The sequence below is a fragment of the Pseudomonas rhodesiae genome (genome assembly GCF_013285305.1).
In the GTDB taxonomy this organism is placed as follows: domain Bacteria; phylum Pseudomonadota; class Gammaproteobacteria; order Pseudomonadales; family Pseudomonadaceae; genus Aquipseudomonas; species Aquipseudomonas rhodesiae.
This window is the reverse complement of sequence record NZ_CP054205.1, coordinates 2307007-2323160: the sequence shown is the minus strand read 5'-3', so window position 1 is coordinate 2323160 and position 16154 is coordinate 2307007. Positions and strand designations below refer to the sequence as shown.

The following is a 16154-nucleotide window of genomic DNA, read 5'->3' as shown; positions in this document are numbered from 1 at the left end:
CGGCGCTTCAGACAATCGAGTCGATATCCAATGGCTGTGCCCTGCCCCGCTCGCTGGGCGCCGCCGCAGGGATGCTGGCCACTGGCGGCGACTCGCGGTTTTCACGATGGCTGAACCAACGGTTTAGGCAGCCTTGCAGGTGCACGGACTGCGCATGGCTGCCGTACACATCGCGTGCCTCCAGGCGACGCCAGCGCAGGCTCTCCAGGCGTCCACGGCTAGTGTGCAAGCGGTCGATCTCGGCGTTCAGGGCCTGATGATAGTGTTCGGGGACATGGCTGCGCCCATTCGGCACAGGCCTGCGGTCCAGCTCACGCCGCTTGTCGCGCAATTGCTCACGCATGGTTTCCAGCGCCCGATCCACCAGCTCGTACTCGCGCTGGGTCACCAGCGAATCCTGACTGTCCAAGGCCTGCTGCCAACGCCGTAATGTGGCCCAAGCGGCCGGGATGTAACTGGCGGTCATGAAGTGCTGACTCGCCTGGAACAGTTGCCTCAAGAAATTCTCACGCAGGGGCGTGTCGCCATGCAGTTTCAATGCACGGTTGACCCCGGCCTCCTGAATGGACTCACAACCGGGCTTCCACAGCACCGAGGACGGGGTGCCGTCGGGCAGTGTGATCGGCATGAAATGCTGTTGTTCGCCATGGTGCTGGTAAGGATTGCCACCGACGCGTACCAGACCGGCCGCGAACAACAGCCCGCCCGGCGTGGGCGCGCTGAACAAGGTGACCGCACCGGGAACCCACAGTTTGGCGGTAGTGTTCATCCACGGCGCAGGAACGCTGGGGACCGGATCGTTATGGTTGACGATACGGTGATGGACCAGAGCGGATGCACCGGCGACGAATTCGGAATCGGCGGCGCGGGGAGCGCCGTAGGTGTAGAGGAGGATGTTGTAGTCGCGATCAGGAATACGGCGTAAACCCTCTGCCAACAGCAATGCAATAGCACCGCCCAGGCTGTGGCCGCAAATGACCACTCGCTGCCCTATATGAAACTGACTGAGATAGCTCAGCACAAAATCGCGCATCGCACGGTAAGCCTGATAAAAACCTTCATGTGCCTTGCCGATACCATCCGCGAAAGGCACTTGGTGGGCGTTTGCGTCCCGCACTGCATCGGCGCTGCTGAACGTCCCTCGCACGGAAATCAAGATCACCTCGTCGTGATGAGTAATGAACGCTTGAGTATCGGTACCGAATTTTTCGTCATCAAAAAAGTGCAAACTGGCGGGGTGCTCCTGTTCTTTACCGAGTTCGGGACGATTTTGTGGATACAGCTGCGGATCGAAAGGAAGGATTTCAAACCGTCGCGAATAAGGCACCTCTTCATAAAGCGGGTAAAAACGCTGTACCTGTTCTGGATCAATTTTCCAGGCTTCCACGCAGCAGGAAAGCTGTTCGGCAAATAGATTGCCGACACTTGGACTCAGTGGAAAATGGACTTGATCCGTGGGTTTTACAGGAGGTTCCTGACCAAAATCGCAATAACTCAAAGCCGCGATCAACGACAGCTGATACAGATTCAATGCACTAAAGCTGTCTTCACTTGAGAGAGCTGGGCGTAAAGCGCGCAGCGGTCGCACTTCCAGCACCGTGTGATTGTTGGGAAACAGCACGACTCCCGCCAATGTCGGCTCAGGTGCGCCGAATCCCAGCTCAGCCAGCATTTTCAGAGCATGGCGTTGCGGTTGATGAGTACGAGGGGCTATCGGGGGTAAATGAGCAACGTGGCGGACTAAATCGCGCACCTCAACTTGATAAAACTTAGTCGCCGGCTGTCGAGCAGGGTTATTTTCAGTACAGCTGCCATCAGGCGTGGCGAATCGAGTATGTTCCGCCCGAAACTGAAGTTCGGTAATAGGCAACGGATAACTGCTTCGCGCTGTTAACCGCCGATACAGCTGATCAACGCCGGTATAGAGAGTGTCGAAAATAAGTACCACGGGGCCGCAATACATATTTTCCAGTTTGGCGAATCCGTCGACATCGAGTCTGCCTTCGTATCTTTGCCCTGCGCTGTCGTGCAATGTGTAGGGCAATCCGCCATAGCCGCTTCCTACTCCGAGCTCATCGACCAAACGAAAGCTCACCCAGTCACCTCGCAACGGGCAGGCAGGTCTGCTGTTATTAAAAAATGGTTGCTTCCGTGCATCCAGACTCATGACCAGCTCCTTGGTTAATTGCAAGATGGATACACATCACACGTGCGGCCATCCGGCATCTTGATAGGTTTGAAGTGAGCGGAATCACCATTGCAGAAAGCATAACGATCTTCGAAGTTAACCCCTCTGCACCGCTTCCAACCGCCAGGCACAGCGACCCAGTTGTCGCCAATCGCTGGCAGCTCCTTATCAGTAAGCGTCATTCTCAGCCTCAGTGTTCTTCCCGCTAAATGATCTCGTTGAACCATGCCTCCAGGTCGCGTCTGCAGCAGTTGATGATTCGCATCCAACTCGTTGCATTTAAGAATTTTTATAATTGCGTGCTGTGAACCTGCCGTCCGAAATAACCAGTGACATTCCCCTCGCAGTTCCTGAATACCCGAGCCAGGCATACCCGGGACGTTTCCCTCCATCCAATCTCGTACACCAATGACGCCACTGTCCATTCCGATATCCGTACTCCTCGTTCCCCACTTTGCGGTAAAACCCAACTCCACACTACGCAACACCAACGGACACCCTTCCACCCTTTCACCCAACGGCAGCTCATAGCTCACCCGGCTGGCCACCGGCTTGTAGTCGGTAAAAAAAACCTTCCGCTCGGGCCGTTTACCTCGACGCCTGGGTAGAGTGCAGGTTTCGCCTGTCGCGGGCCCGTAGTTGGCGGCGGTTTTAAGTTCAAAGTCCGCCGGCAAATCCACTTCCAGCGTGAAGCTGTCCAGCGGTTTCATCGTGCAGCCCACGAGCCCGCTCATACTCAGCGCCAACAGTGCGCACCACCTTCGTTTACTCATCGGCTTTCCCCATTGAACGCCATTGCTTCACCACCCGTTGAAAGTGGTCTTCAGGTAATTCTCCGGCCATGGGCGGCCAGTGCACCTTGCTGGCGCGAGTGGCTTCTTCCAAGCGCCGTACCACCAGGAACTCCAGCTGTTGCGGCCGGTTCCATTGCCAAGCGCGCGCTTGTTCCAGCACCTGTGAAAGCCAGACTCGCGGGTCTTGGAATTGGAACAGTGCCGCCAGGTCCTCGCTGTGTTCGGCGAGCAGATAACGCAGGATATTGGCGTGCAGGATGGCGTCGGCTTGCGGGTTGGGCGTGCTCAGCCACGGCGCAGGATCGGGTACTGGGTACTCGCCGGGCGCTGGGTTGTCGGCGCTATGCCAGCGCTGCTCATGCCAATAGCACACGCTGATCAGCGGACCGAGGTATGGCGGCCACTGCTCCGGCGCCAAATGGTCGAGGGCCCGTGCAAGGGTGCGGTTGTCATAAAAGCGGTACAGCGCCTGATCCCCCTGCGGCCCGATGAGCAACCGATCGCGCCAGTGCTGTGTCAGGTCAGTCAGGTCCGCGCTTGCCATACTGCCGAGCCAGCCCCAGTTCATCTGTGGCGTTAGCAGAAGGCTGAGCAGCGCGGGCTCGCCGACGCGATCCAGCAGCAAGACCACAGGCCCTGTCGCGGCCAATTCCGCCAGGGAGGTCTGGGCGTAAAGGCTGCGGTACTGCGACACGCTGCGCACCGCCAACAGCGACTGGCACGCTTGGCTTGCCCCCTCCAGCATCAGGCACAATCGCCGCCCTGCCTGCTGTTGGCGAGCCATCCAATGGTGAGCCAGGTTATCCATCACGCCGCCCTCCCGTTGAGACCGCATACACCTTCGCCACAGCCTGTGCACACCGGGCAAAAGTCCGCGCCCAACTGTTTGGCCAGGCTCATGATCATGCCCTGAATGGGGGACATCTTCGGACCGTCAACCTGGGCGGGCGCTGCTGCAATATCCTCGCCCGGTGCCAATGGCGTGGCCGATCGCGTGATAGCAGGGCTGCCGCCCAGCACAATGGGACGACTGCTGAAAATGCCGCCGGCCTGGATCACCAAGTGTTCCCCTCCAGCCTTGAGACTCAACTGAGCGCCCGCATCGATGACCAGGCTGGCCCCCGCCTTGAGATGGAGTTCTTGCCCCGCTTCAATGACCAGGTTTCGGTCAACGTGGACGTGGCGGCTGCCGTGCACACGCAGGTGGTCATTGGCCTGCAACACCACCTTGCGGTCGCCGGCGATGTGCTGGTGCGCTTCATGTTCCAGGCGAGTCGAACTCAAGCCGTGAATGGTTTCATGCCGCTCGCCCGCTACCTCCAGGCGGCTGTCATGGCCGACCCGTTGCTCCAGATCCCGCTGGGCCCGCAGGTAAATGAGTTCATCGCCGCGCCGGTCCTCCACGAACACTTCATTGAAGCCGCCGCCGCCCGGGGAACTGCGGCTGCGCAGGACGCTGCGGGTCTTGTGCTGCGGCAAGGGGTAGGTCGGCATGTGCAGCGCATTGGGCACACAGCCGGTGATCAATGGCTGGTCCGGGTCGCCCTCCAGAAAGGTCACCACCACCTCCATGCCCACCCGTGGGACCATCGTGGCGCCGAACCCATCGCCCGCCCAACCCGATGCCACCCGCACCCAACCGCTGCTTTTATCATCGCTCTTATCCAGACGGTCCCAGTGAAAACGCACTTTGATCCGGCCATAGGCGTCGCAATGCACGTCCTCCCCTGCCGGCCCGGTCACGGTAGCGGTCTGGCTGCCGTTGATGGTGGGTTTGGGATGCTTGAGCGGAGGTCGATACGTCGAACGCCAGGGGATCGCGGTGAAACGATTGCGGTAACCCTGAAACCGCTCGGCATCAACGCCGGCTTCTTCCAGCACCTGGGGTTGATAGCCTTCATGACGGACCGAGGTGATCAGCCACAGATCGTTGCAGGACGGGTCCGGATGATCCTGCAACTCTAGAAAGTGCCCACTGCGCAGGAGCGGCTGATCACTCCTGCCCAAGACACGATGCCGGTCGCTGCGATGGCGCTCCAGGCCGCGACGGGCCAGTTGTGCACCGCGAACATGGCCGGTAAATCCTGCCGGATAACGGTAGTCCTCAAGCCGGTGCGCGGGCTCGATACTTGCGCTGTCCTGCAGGCGCAGAGAAGGATGTTCAAAGTCGTAGTCGCGCCGCACTGTTTGCCGACTGCGGGTGGACAGGCGCACATCGAACCGCTGGATAACCCGCGTCGACGCCTCGGGCCCGCCGCTGGCCGAATAATGTTGCGTGGGCAGACGTCGAAACACCGTCTGGTCATCACCGAATACCAGCACATGGGCATGCTCGCTGTGGCGGAAGTGGTAATGAATCCCCTCCTCCTCGCACAGCCGCTGGATGAAATGCAGGTCGGTCTCCGCGTACTGCACACAGAACGTACGCGGCGGATAGATCACCGGGCCCAATTCGAACCGGTAGGCATCGGCCAGGATGCCGTGATACTCAAGCACCGCGGCGATGATCTGGGGCACGCTGCGTTGCTGGAAAATCCGTTGATCGCAGCGATGGGCCAGACAGGCCAGACGCGGCGCCAAGGTGAGGTGATAGCGGGTCAATCGGCGGCCAGGGTCATCGCGACCGACGGCGTATACCTGACCGTGCAGGCCTTGATCAGCGTCGCCGAAATCCAGGTAGGCGGGCTGGTGCAGCAATGCCTCAAGCTCCAGCGACGGGTTTTCGCTGGTCACTTGTACTTGAATGAAAAACGGTTGATCCAGTACCTCCTGACCGTTGAACGCCAGCACCTGAAAGTCGGTATTTACGCCTGGGAGAATCAATTTAAAACTTGAAGAAACAAACGCGTTAACCATCCGTTGTTACCCGCTTTGGTTATGACCCAACTGAATTGATCAGTGGACTGAAACCCCGCCACTGAACGTCGAGAACCTGGCGAAAGAGTTTGAGCCAGAGCCCTGAAGCTTAGCGATTTCAGGCAAAAATCGACTATTGGAAAATAAAAAAGAAGTTTCGTACGGAGGTAATGGAAGTGTCTTTTACAAAATAATAAATCGCGACAAAGTACTACTTCCGAAGTGCACGAAAGGGCCTACACCAACTTGCGAAAACAAGTTAATTAATTAAGAAGAAACTGACGTCCACTTATAGACGTCAGCTCAATGAAACCCTCAGACCTGGCGCCGTGCAGCCCCGAACAGACTGACGCTCAGCAGCCGATGGTCGTGGGTTTGCAAGCGTACTGGCGCAGTACCACCCGGCATGACCACTGCGACGTCGCCGGCCTCTACCCAGCCCGCTCGCCATGCCGCACAGGCCACCGCACTGGCGCTGGTTCCAGAGGACGCCGTGGGGCCTTCACCACGTTCAAACACTCGCGCCGCCATACGATTGCCGGGGAGCCTGGCGGCCCACTGCAAGTTAACTCCAGCCATGCACGGCTGACCGCCGCCCATCGGCGGGGCGAAGGCAATGGCCTGTAGGGGAGCGAACAAGGAAGGTTGCTGCATTGGCCCGTTGTCCGGCAGGTCGGCAACGCGATCGACCAAGGTCACGCAATGGGGGTTGCCCACGCGCACGAACTGACTGTGGGTCCAATTCGGATTGATGGCCGCGAGCGCGTCCACCTGGCTCAGTTCAGCGTCACCGAGCAGCACCGGTTCTACCCCTTGCGCGCCAACCGCCGATGGCCCGAACTCGGGTACGCCCAGGGTCAGCCAGAACCCTGCAGTGTGGTCATGCACGGCGGGGGCGATGTGCGTGGCCACAGGCGAGTGCCCGTCGGGCTGGTCATGGTGCACGCGCAACTCACATGTGTCGGTCATCAAGCCCTGATCCGTGAGTGCCTGGGCAAAAATCGTCAAACCATTGCCACTGCGCTCGGCCAGGGAACCGTCGGTGTTAACGATCAACAGGTCAAATGGCGGCTCGTTCTGAAACGGGCCGACCAGCAAGCCATCGCATCGATGGGCCTTGGCATTCGCTGGACGCGGCAGTGAGCCCCAACCGCATTCGGACGCGATGGCCAAAGCGGCCCAGGTTTTGCGCGTAAGCGCGGCCTGGACGGGGTCGTCGGGTAGCTGAACGCCCTGACGCCGGAGCGCTGCCGGGCTGACCACGCCATACACATTGCCTCGGGCATCGTAGAACTGAGTCATGCTGTCGCCCGCCTGCGCATTGTCATCGGTTAGTCCATCCGGTTTCCTACATAGGGAGCAGCAGCGTATTACAGAACGACGCATTTGTGCGAAGCGGCCTGGAAGGTGGTAATCCACCGCACAAAGCCCGGGGATCATCACTTAGTGCGGGGATTACACACCTTCCAGAACGCCTCCTACGGAAGCGATAACACCTATGTGGCGTTCATCGCCAATTGCGTTCCAGGTTTGTAAAAAGAAAATTCACGCTCAATGCTGCTTGGGGAACCCAGCTCGCTCGCGAGGGCCTGATGTGCAAGGATGTCGCGTCGGACATCGTTCGTTGAACGCAAAACCAAGGACTTTTCATGACAGCCATCCCTACCTCAGCGCCCGTGGTTCCCGGGCGACTGGAGCAAATGTCGACCCGCATCGCCTTTTTTATCGCCGGTTTCGGCATTGCCGCCTGGGCACCGCTGGTGCCGTACGCCAAGGCTCGCGCGGGACTGAGTGAGGGCACGCTGGGTCTGCTGCTGTTGTGCCTGGGGGTGGGTTCGATCATCGCGATGCCGGCGGCGGGTGCGCTGGCATCGCGGTTTGGCTGTCGACGTGTACTCACCGCCGGCACAATCATGATCTGCCTGGCCTTGCCGCTGCTGGCCACGGTCAGCTCGATCCCGTTATTGATCGTCGGGTTGTTTTTGTTTGGCGCCGGGCTTGGCACCGTGGATTCCACGGTGAACCTGCAGGCGGTGATCGTCGAACGGGCCAGCGGCAAAACCATGATGTCGGGGTTTCACGGTTTGTTCAGCCTGGGCGGGATTGTCGGCGCGGCAGGCGTTGCCGGTTTGCTGGGGATGGGGCTGACACCGCTGCAGGCGACGCTGGTGGTGATCGTGATCACGCTCGCGGCGCTGCTCAAGGCTGGGCCGCATTTATTGCCTTATGGCAGCGAAAGTTCAGGACCGGCGTTTGCGGTGCCCCATGGTGTAGTGCTGTTTATCGGCTGTCTGTGCTTTATCGTGTTTTTGGCCGAAGGTGCGGTGTTGGACTGGAGCGCGGTGTTCCTGAGCGCCGAACGTGGCCTGGACGAGGCCTACGCCGGCCTGGGCTACGCAGCCTTCGCCCTGACCATGACGGCCGGGCGCCTGACCGGCGACGCCATCGTGCGGCGCTTGGGCGCGAAGAAGGTGATTATTGTGGGTGGCGTGCTGGCCGCCAGTGGTATCTTCCTGGCCACGTTGTCGTCTGCCTGGGAGGTCGCATTGCTCGGCTACGCATTGGTGGGGGCGGGATGCTCGAATATTGTGCCGGTGCTCTACACCGCCGTTGGGCAACAGAAGGTCATGCCCGAACACATTGCCGTGCCGGCCATTACCACGTTGGGGTATGCCGGCATTCTGACCGGGCCTGCTGCAATCGGCTTCATCGCCCATGGCAGCAGCCTGGCCACGGCCTTTCTGGTGATAGGAATATTGCTGGTGGCAGTGGCAGTCAGTGGAAAAATACTGCGGGTGTGAACGACATGAGCTTCCGCATTGGACCGAGAAGCTCATAGGTCGCCAGGAAGCCTTATCGTCCCTTTTCTTCCTTGTCGTTTTCCAACCAACGGTCAATGCTGTAGTTCTTCAACCAGCCATCGTCGTTGTGGCTACCGAAGATGTTGGTGCCATTGGCCTTGGGGCCGTCCAGCGATGCCAGAAGCCCTGGCCGCTCCACCAGGTTCTTGGCCATGTAGACCTGCAGCTCGCTGTATTTCTTCTTGGGAAAACCGGTGGCTGCGTCGCGCACTACCTGGCCCTGTTTGTCTGTTTCGTCGGGGTCCTTGCTCATCTCGATAAGCGTTTCTTTCTTGACGTAGCGGTGCTTTTCAAAAAAGAAACTGTAGTCTTCCGACTGATCCCGCAAGTCATCAAACATCCCCCTAAACACCTGGACGACCTGTGCGTCGGTCTTCGAATGGAATGGGTCGGCACTCTGAGTATTGGGATTGGTATTGCCAATGGAATAACTGGCGACCTTTTCAAGACTGGCCGAGGTTATCTCGCCACCCTTGGCAACAATCGCGTCGGCCAGCCGCGGACGGTTGAGTATCTCCCGCGCCAGCATGATCGTGCGCTCAAGCACCTTGCTTTCTTTCGGATCCTCTTTCGCAATTGCCTCCAAGGAGCCCAGGGTCAGGCGACCATCCTTCTTGAAATCACCGAGCATTGGAAAAACGTTATTCAGTTGGGTTGCCAGCAGATGGTCGTCCGAGCTGGTATACGGGTTGCCTACCTGCGAACCGCCTGAATAGAAGCCTTGGGCGTCAAAATGCACCTGTCCATTGTTCGGGAATCGCGTATCGAAAAGCTGATTCCCTTGAGGGGGGAGTGACTTGCCCGTCGCTCGCTCAGCGATTCCGAAACGTGCGTGACCATTGCCTGTGTTCAGGTTCAGATGGGGCGATACCTGCCTCAAATTATTCAGCCAATCAGCCATTTTTTATCTCCAGCATAATAAGATTCCGTGGACCGAGACTTATTGGGTCGATCGCTACGCACCTGACTCAACAGGCGAAGAGTGAGTGGTACTCGGAAACTCCTGGTTCCAGCGAGGCAGACCAGTCGAATGCAGTAAAATTTGAGCGTTTGTAACCGCCGAACCAGAAGAATATCGCCATCCTGTTAGCTCAGCCGAGCCTGCGGCGCCACCAAGCGGCCAGGCCCTCGAACAGCCCCGGGAGTTTGATTGACTTGGTGCCATCATTCGAAGCCTGCCCGGCCGCGAGCATGCCGCGGGAGAAATCATCGGCAACCGGCGCCTGGAACTTTCGCTGGCCGGCGAAGGCTTTCATGCGTCGTGCTTCGGCGGCATACAGGGCCGGTGACATCTGCAAGTCCGGCGAAGCCAAGGCGCCTGCTGACCGAGCAGGATCGCCATCGTGGAGGCTGCGAAACGGTTCGTGACAACCGTGATGAGGTGATTGAAACGAGGACGAGGTCGAAGTCATTGTGTTTGCCCTGGCTCGGAGCCCGAAAAGCAGCCGGTTTGATCAACGCCGGCAGGTACTTCCTGTGTGGCATATCAACGTAATCAGTTCCTTACAAAACGGTGGCGGGCACCGCAACCGGGTTGCGGTGCCGCTCAGTCAGGAGCGCAGCAGGAAAAGCGCAAACAGGTGGATTCGCTCGTCAGACTCTTGGCTCGCCAGGTCATCCAACCTTGTGACCAAATCGTTACGCCTGAGCAGTTCCTGCGCCAACTGCACCAGATGGTCTCTAGGAGAATCGCCGGTCAAAGGCTCTCGCGCCAGGTTTCTCAAATCCTGGATATCGATGTCCCAAGACGACGGCCCGTCTTTCAATTCGTCGAAGTGCTTGAGAAGCTCGCCGACCAACTCTTTGTCGGACTTATATTTGAAGTAATTTTTGCCGCCGACGACCAGGTCCACGTTTTGCCGATCGATTAGACCGTCCAGTGCGCCGGTGGAGCTGTGCCGGTCGAGGGCGCTCAGCAGTTCCGGACGGCGCAGCATTTCCTTGGCCAGGCGAATGTTATCGTTGACGCGGGGAAACGGGGACCAACCTCTTTCGGCCATCGCCTGAATGCTGTCGATGCTGACGAAACCGGGATTTTTAGAGTCCATGAAAGCTTTGAAGTTACCGCGCAACTGCGTTGCCAATTGTTCATTGCTCTTGAGCGAGTACTGCGGATCAGGCCGGCCCGGCCACGTGGGGTAGGGTTTACCGATGGTGGGGTCTGGGCGTGGCGGCGGGTTACCGTAACCAGGCTGCGGCCGTGGCGGAGGATTGCCCCAGCACGGACGGTGTGGCGGCCGAGGCCAACCGAAGCAAGTGTGCATCCAGTGTCGGAACGGGTCCATGAAGCCTGGACGCATGGCCGTCATGCTGTGGTGCATACCGGGAGACGCAGGATAATGGCGCTCCGTCGGCGGCTGCGGGTCGCCGAAAACGGGACCGGCCTTGTTTTCCCGCGAAGAGAAACTGACGTTGGTCATGTTGCGGTCCGAAAAGGACAGGGCCTCAGGCGCCGGGCGACGGGCCTTGACGTCGGTTTTGGGACTGTCCTGTAAACGGTCACGGGAAGGCGAAGCAGACAAGGATTTATCAAGTGTCGATACCGACATATTGTTCTCCAACACAAGGGGGCGTGATATTCAGCCTGCCAGTGCGACGGCGCGTCGAAGCGCGGCAGCTAGCCCATCTGTGGCGGGGATGTCGGAATCGGTTCCTGATCGGACAATCAGATGCACGCAGCACCTGTAGGAAACGGGCAAAAAAATCGCAGCCCCATGCAGAGCTGCGATATTCCCCAAGCGTTCGACGGTCAGAACCCGACGCTGGCCTGTACAAAGAACGTACGCGGTTCACCCAGGTACAGTCCCGCGTTGTTGTCGCTGGAGCGCGTGTAGTGCTGCTGGTCAAACACGTTTTTCACCCCCGCGCCCAACTTCAGGTTCGACAAGGATGGGCCGAAGTCATAGCCGCTGCGCAGGTTGACCGAAACGTAGCCCGGTATATCGCCGAACTGGCCATCGGCCGTGCCTTGAGTCACGTAAGTGCTGGTGGTGCCGGGGGCACGTTGGCCAGACTGGGCATAGACGTCCAGGTTATGGGTCCAGCGATTGATGTCGTAACGCAGCCCCAGGGTCGCCATTTCGCGGGAGTACAACGGCAGATCGCGCCCCTTGAAGGGCACATCGCCCTCGGAGGTGGCCTTGGTGTAGGTGAACCCGGCATTGGCGGTCAGGCCTTCCAGGCGCGGGACCAGGTTGGCCAGGTCGTAATGCGCCGACGCTTCGACACCGGTGTGCTTGGTGGCACCGAGATTGGTCCAGCCCACATCGTTGCTGACGTATTGCAGCTCATCGGCGAAGTCGATGTAGAACAGCGTCACTTCGCCACCCCACACGCTGTCGTTGTAGCGCGTGCCGATTTCGTAGGTCTTGGCTTTTTCCGGGTTCAGGCCGTTGGCCGTCTGGTTGCCGGTGCCACCCTGCCCCAGTTGGAAGTACTGCAGGCTGCCGAACGACGTTTCGTAGTTGGCGAACAGTTTCCAGGCATCAGAGACGTGGTACATCACGCTCAGGGCCGGTAGGGGTTCGTTGTTATGCACTTCGCGACGCTTTTCCGGAGTGCGCGTTCCGTTCAGGGCGATCACCGGGCGGTCATGCCATTCGGTGCGAATATTTTCGAAGCGAATACCCGGGGTAATCGTCCACTTGCCGATATCGACTTTGTTATCGATATAGAACGCATTGGCCTCGGTGCCACCGGTGCGGTCCTGGTACACATGACCGTCGCTCTGCCCGCCAGGTGTCGGCACGTTGTTGACCAGGTTGAGGCTGGTGGCTTGCTCGTGCATGCCTTCTTTGAGGTAGCGATAACCCACGCTGACTTCCTGGGTGCTGGGCCCTAGGTCGAAAACATGGGACACACGCGGCTCGATACCGAAGGTGTAGTAGGTACGCGGGTAGGAACTGATGGTTTTCAGGTCGCGGTTGGCGATGTTGCTGCCTCGGAAACTATCGGCGTAATAGGTCAGCACTTCGGCCTGAGTGCGGTCGTCGATCTGACGGATGTACTTGAAGGACACATCCTTGCGGCGGCCACTGAAGTTGTCCCAATCGCGCACCGACTGGTACGGGTTGGCGTCGAACTGCTGTTGGGTCAGGCCGCCGGGCATGTCGGCGCTGGCATCGTAATAATGGAAGTTCAACGAGAAGTCGTCTTGATCGGTCGGCGCCCAATGGGTTTTGAGGATCACGTCATCGATATCATTGCCATTGTTGCTGTTGCGATAACCGTTGCCGTTGACCCCGGAATACAACAGGGCCGCGCCGATACCGTTGTCGGCCGTGCCGCCGATAAAGGCGTTCTCGATATGCTTCCAGCCGCCATGGGCGGAGGTTTGCAGGGTGGTGCCGACTTCGCCGGAGAACGTCTCGGGGATCGCCCGGGTTACGAAGTTGATCACGCCACCGACGTTCTGCGGACCGTAGCGCACGGAACCGGCACCACGCACCACGTCGATGCTGTCCAGGTTGCCGGCGGAAATCGGCGCCATCGACAACTGCGGCTGGCCATAAGGCGCGAACGCGGCTGGCACACCGTCGATCAGAACGGTGGAGCGTGGTGACAAACGGGACGTCAGCCCACGCACGCCGACGTTGAGGGAAATATCGCTGCCACCGGTGCCGTTGGCCTCCTGCACCTGCACGCCGGGCACGCGTCGCAGCACATCGCCGACATTCATCGCGCCCTGCTCCACCATGGCTTCGCGGCGGACCACCGTACGCGCGCCAGGATGGTTCTGCACCACTTCGGCATTGGCGTCGCCGAGCCAGTCGCCGACGACCCGGATATCGGTGGCGCCCAACTCGATCGGTGAGCCGGCTTCACCGCTGCCGCTGGTTTGCGGGCGCAGGGTCACCGAACCGGCGTCGATCTGGTAGTCCAGACCGCTGCCTTGCAGCAACTGGCGCAGGGCTTGCTCGGCACTGAGGTTGCCGTCCACCGCAGGCGCGCGTTTACCGGCAACCAGCTCGGGGCTGAAGAATACTTGCAGGGACGTCTGCTGGCCGAGTTGGCTCAGGGCCGCGCCCAAGGGTTGGGCCTGGATGTGAATTGCGTCGTCGGCATTGGCCGAGGCGCTGACAGCGAGCGCCAGGGCCAAGGGCACCCAGCGGCGGATTTTATTGTTGTGGAGGGCGATTTTTTTCACGTCGAACCTTGTCCTGTGATCGCAAAAGTATGCGGCCGTTAATGCAAACCAGTTGCAGTTGCAGGAGAAGACGATGAACGGGAAAAAAACCTGAATGTCAGCGCGAAATAATTTCCTGGCTACCGTCCGGCAACGTACGCAGGGCCACCGGCAGGATGCGCGGCAAGGCCTTGAGCAAGGCGTCGGTGTCGTTGGCCTTGAATACGCTGGTCAGGCGCAGGTTGGCCACGGCGGGCGCGCTGACCCGCAACGGTTGCTCGCGGTAGCGCGACACTTCCCGGGCCACGTCGCTCAGTGTGGCGTTGTTGAACACCAATTTGCCGGTACGCCAGGCCGTCAGTTCCTCGGCGTTCACCGCGTAGGCCGTCGCCACCTCGCCCTGACGGTCCACATGGGTGCCACGGCCGGCGGTCAGGGTGACCCGCTGCTGCGCCAGACGCCCCTGGACCTGCACCGTACCCGCCTCGACCGCAACGCGAATCTGGTCGTCATCGCGGCGCACATCGAAGCGGGTGCCGGTGACCGTGACCCGCCCCGCCCCGGCGGCCACCACAAAGGGGCGGCTGCTGTCGTGTTCGACGCTGAACATCGCCTCGCCCTGTTTGAGTTCAATGCCGCGCCGGGCTTTTTCGTATGTCACCGCAACCACGCTGCGGCTGTTGAGGTCGATCAGCGAACCGTCCGGCAAGGCCACTTGGCGATGCTCCCCAAGACGGGTGCTGAATTCGGCGCGGTAGACCTTGGAATGATCGAGCCCGCTGAACAAGCCCAGGCCCACGGCGACCGCGACGACACTGGCCGCCACCGCATAACGCCACAGCGCAGGCTTGCGAGGCCGTTCGGCCGGCGCTTCGCACAACGCCTGCCAGCGCGCCTCGGGCAGCAGGTCGGCGGCCCGCCACAGGCCTTGCAGCACGTCGAATTCGTATTGATGGGTTGGATGTTCTGCGCACCACGCCTCGAACCGCCGGGCTTGCTCGGGGCTCAGTTCGCCGTCCTGCACGCGCGCGAACCACTGCGCGGCCTCTTCACGGGCACGGTTGTCCATCGCGGAAGATCCTGTTTCGATACGAGTCATGGCGTCGGCGCGTCCAGGCGGTCGCGCAGATGCCGCAGCGTGCGGATCATATACTTTTCCACCATGTTTTTAGACAACCCCAGGCGTTCGGCGATTTCCTGCTGGGTGAGCCCCTCGATTTTCTGCCAAATGAAGATCCGCCGACAGTTGAGCGGCAATTCGGCCAGTGCCCGTTCGATGGAGTCCGCCAACTGGATCGCGTGCATGACATGCTCCGGATCGCCGGCGTGGGGTGAGCATTGAACGAAGGCATCGACTGATACGGCGTCGCGGCGGTCGTCACGACGATAAGCGTCCACCGCAATGTTGCGCGCAGTTTGATGCAGATAAGCGCGCGGTTGCTGCACATCGGCGGACCTGGACTCCAGCACCCGTACGAAGGTGTCATGGGCCAGATCTTCGGCTTGCTGACGGTTTCTCAAGCGACGCGTCCAGGTTCCGATCAACTCTTCATAGTGCTCGAAAAAGCCTGTTCTGCGGGGCGGCTGAGGGATCATCGCGAAGGCACTGGGTAGGCGGGGCGTGAATAGTAATGCTTCCTATTAAGTGGAGCAATTGCTATCCGTCGTGATTGACCGCGCGACGACTAAGGCGGCCTGCCGTGCTTGAGTCGACTGGATTTTTCCCGGCTGCCGCACACGCTCATCTGGCACCATCTGCGCTGCTTGTTCTTGGAAATATCCAGAAATATCCAATCGCAGTCATGGGCGCCGCAGCACTTCAAACCCTGCAGCGCACCGGGTACCAACCATTGCGTGGCGTCGATCGCCAGGCGCCCGAGCAGCATCGTGGTCAGTTCCTGGGCCGACGTACAGGGCTTCCAGAGCCAGGCAGGTTGACCGTCGACCGCCCGAAGCTCGCGCCAGGCCACACCTTGCTGGAAGGTCAGATTGATCTGCGCCAACGCCTCATCGGGGATGGGCTGATGCAGCGCCAGCGGGTAAAACACCGCGTATAGGCATTCTCTGAAGGCAATCACCGCCTCCAGGTTCGGCTGATAGGCAATAGGCCACTCAAATACCATGGGCTTGTAATGTTCAAACTCATGGGGCGAGACCAGCGACGCATGCAGCGCCCATTCAAAGAAGAATGGAAAGCTGGTGAGCCGTTCCTCCATCACCTTGAGCGTCGTGCCAGGGCGTCGTCCGTTGGTGGTATTGATAAAGTCCAATACCAGGGCGCCACCAATCAGGCGGATCGAGTTCGCAGAGCCAGTAAAATGCGACATGCC

General features: G+C 59.7%; 13 protein-coding genes. 1 reads left to right on the top strand and 12 read right to left on the bottom strand.

Annotated features, from left to right (window positions below):
- Positions 1-7: 7 nt before the first annotated feature.
- The 5 genes from HRH33_RS10650 to HRH33_RS10630 all read right to left on the bottom strand — a co-directional run bounded on the left by HRH33_RS10650 (position 8) and on the right by HRH33_RS10630 (position 7140).
- Positions 8-2167, bottom strand: coding sequence for a lipase family protein (locus HRH33_RS10650; RefSeq protein ID WP_167417964.1), 2160 nt, complete (start codon positions 2165-2167; stop codon positions 8-10).
- Between the two features lie 14 nt (positions 2168-2181).
- Complete coding sequence (locus HRH33_RS10645) at positions 2182-2961, bottom strand: hypothetical protein (RefSeq protein ID WP_167417965.1); 780 nt, start codon at positions 2959-2961, stop codon at positions 2182-2184.
- Entirely contained in the window at positions 2954-3790 is an 837-nt protein-coding gene (locus HRH33_RS10640) for a DUF4123 domain-containing protein (RefSeq protein WP_167417995.1), read from the bottom strand. Before HRH33_RS10640 ends, HRH33_RS10645 begins: the two co-directional genes overlap by 8 nt.
- Complete coding sequence (locus tag HRH33_RS10635) at positions 3790-5838, bottom strand: type VI secretion system Vgr family protein (RefSeq protein ID WP_167417966.1); 2049 nt, start codon at positions 5836-5838, stop codon at positions 3790-3792. The genes HRH33_RS10640 and HRH33_RS10635 overlap by 1 nt, the downstream gene beginning before the upstream one ends.
- Before the next feature lie 315 nt (positions 5839-6153).
- A complete protein-coding gene (locus HRH33_RS10630; protein ID WP_167417967.1) occupies positions 6154-7140 on the bottom strand; it encodes a diaminopimelate epimerase in 987 nt (328 codons plus the stop codon).
- Positions 7141-7487: 347 nt separating this feature from the next.
- Here HRH33_RS10630 and HRH33_RS10625 point away from each other — a divergent pair, with 347 nt between their 5' ends.
- On the top strand, positions 7488-8639 hold the full coding sequence (locus HRH33_RS10625; protein ID WP_034137704.1) for an MFS transporter: 1152 nt from the start codon (positions 7488-7490) through the stop codon (positions 8637-8639).
- A gap of 52 nt (positions 8640-8691) precedes the next feature.
- Here HRH33_RS10625 and HRH33_RS10620 read toward each other — a convergent pair whose 3' ends face one another.
- The 7 genes from HRH33_RS10620 to HRH33_RS10590 all read right to left on the bottom strand — a co-directional run bounded on the left by HRH33_RS10620 (position 8692) and on the right by HRH33_RS10590 (position 16151).
- On the bottom strand, positions 8692-9600 hold the full coding sequence (locus HRH33_RS10620) for a hypothetical protein (protein WP_243269826.1): 909 nt from the start codon (positions 9598-9600) through the stop codon (positions 8692-8694).
- Positions 9601-9790: 190 nt separating this feature from the next.
- Positions 9791-9991, bottom strand: coding sequence for a type III secretion effector protein (locus HRH33_RS10615; RefSeq protein ID WP_231980922.1), 201 nt, complete (start codon positions 9989-9991; stop codon positions 9791-9793).
- A 258-nt stretch (positions 9992-10249) separates the two neighbouring features.
- Positions 10250-11248: a type III secretion effector protein gene (locus tag HRH33_RS10610; RefSeq protein ID WP_167417968.1), complete on the bottom strand. Its 999-nt coding sequence runs from the start codon at positions 11246-11248 to the stop codon at positions 10250-10252.
- Positions 11249-11448: 200 nt separating this feature from the next.
- The gene (locus HRH33_RS10605) at positions 11449-13845 is read right to left on the bottom strand and encodes a TonB-dependent siderophore receptor (RefSeq protein WP_167417969.1); all 2397 of its coding nucleotides are present in this window, start codon (positions 13843-13845) and stop codon (positions 11449-11451) included.
- Positions 13846-13942: 97 nt separating this feature from the next.
- Positions 13943-14893, bottom strand: a complete 951-nt coding sequence (locus HRH33_RS10600) for a FecR family protein (protein WP_167417970.1) — start codon at positions 14891-14893, stop codon at positions 13943-13945.
- 26 nt (positions 14894-14919) lie between these two features.
- Complete coding sequence (locus tag HRH33_RS10595) at positions 14920-15420, bottom strand: sigma-70 family RNA polymerase sigma factor (protein WP_167417971.1); 501 nt, start codon at positions 15418-15420, stop codon at positions 14920-14922.
- 89 nt (positions 15421-15509) lie between these two features.
- Positions 15510-16151 carry a CGNR zinc finger domain-containing protein gene (locus tag HRH33_RS10590; protein ID WP_123480880.1) on the bottom strand — a complete coding sequence of 214 codons (642 nt, stop codon included), beginning with the start codon at positions 16149-16151 and terminating at the stop codon, positions 15510-15512.
- Between the last annotated feature and the right edge of the window lie 3 nt (positions 16152-16154).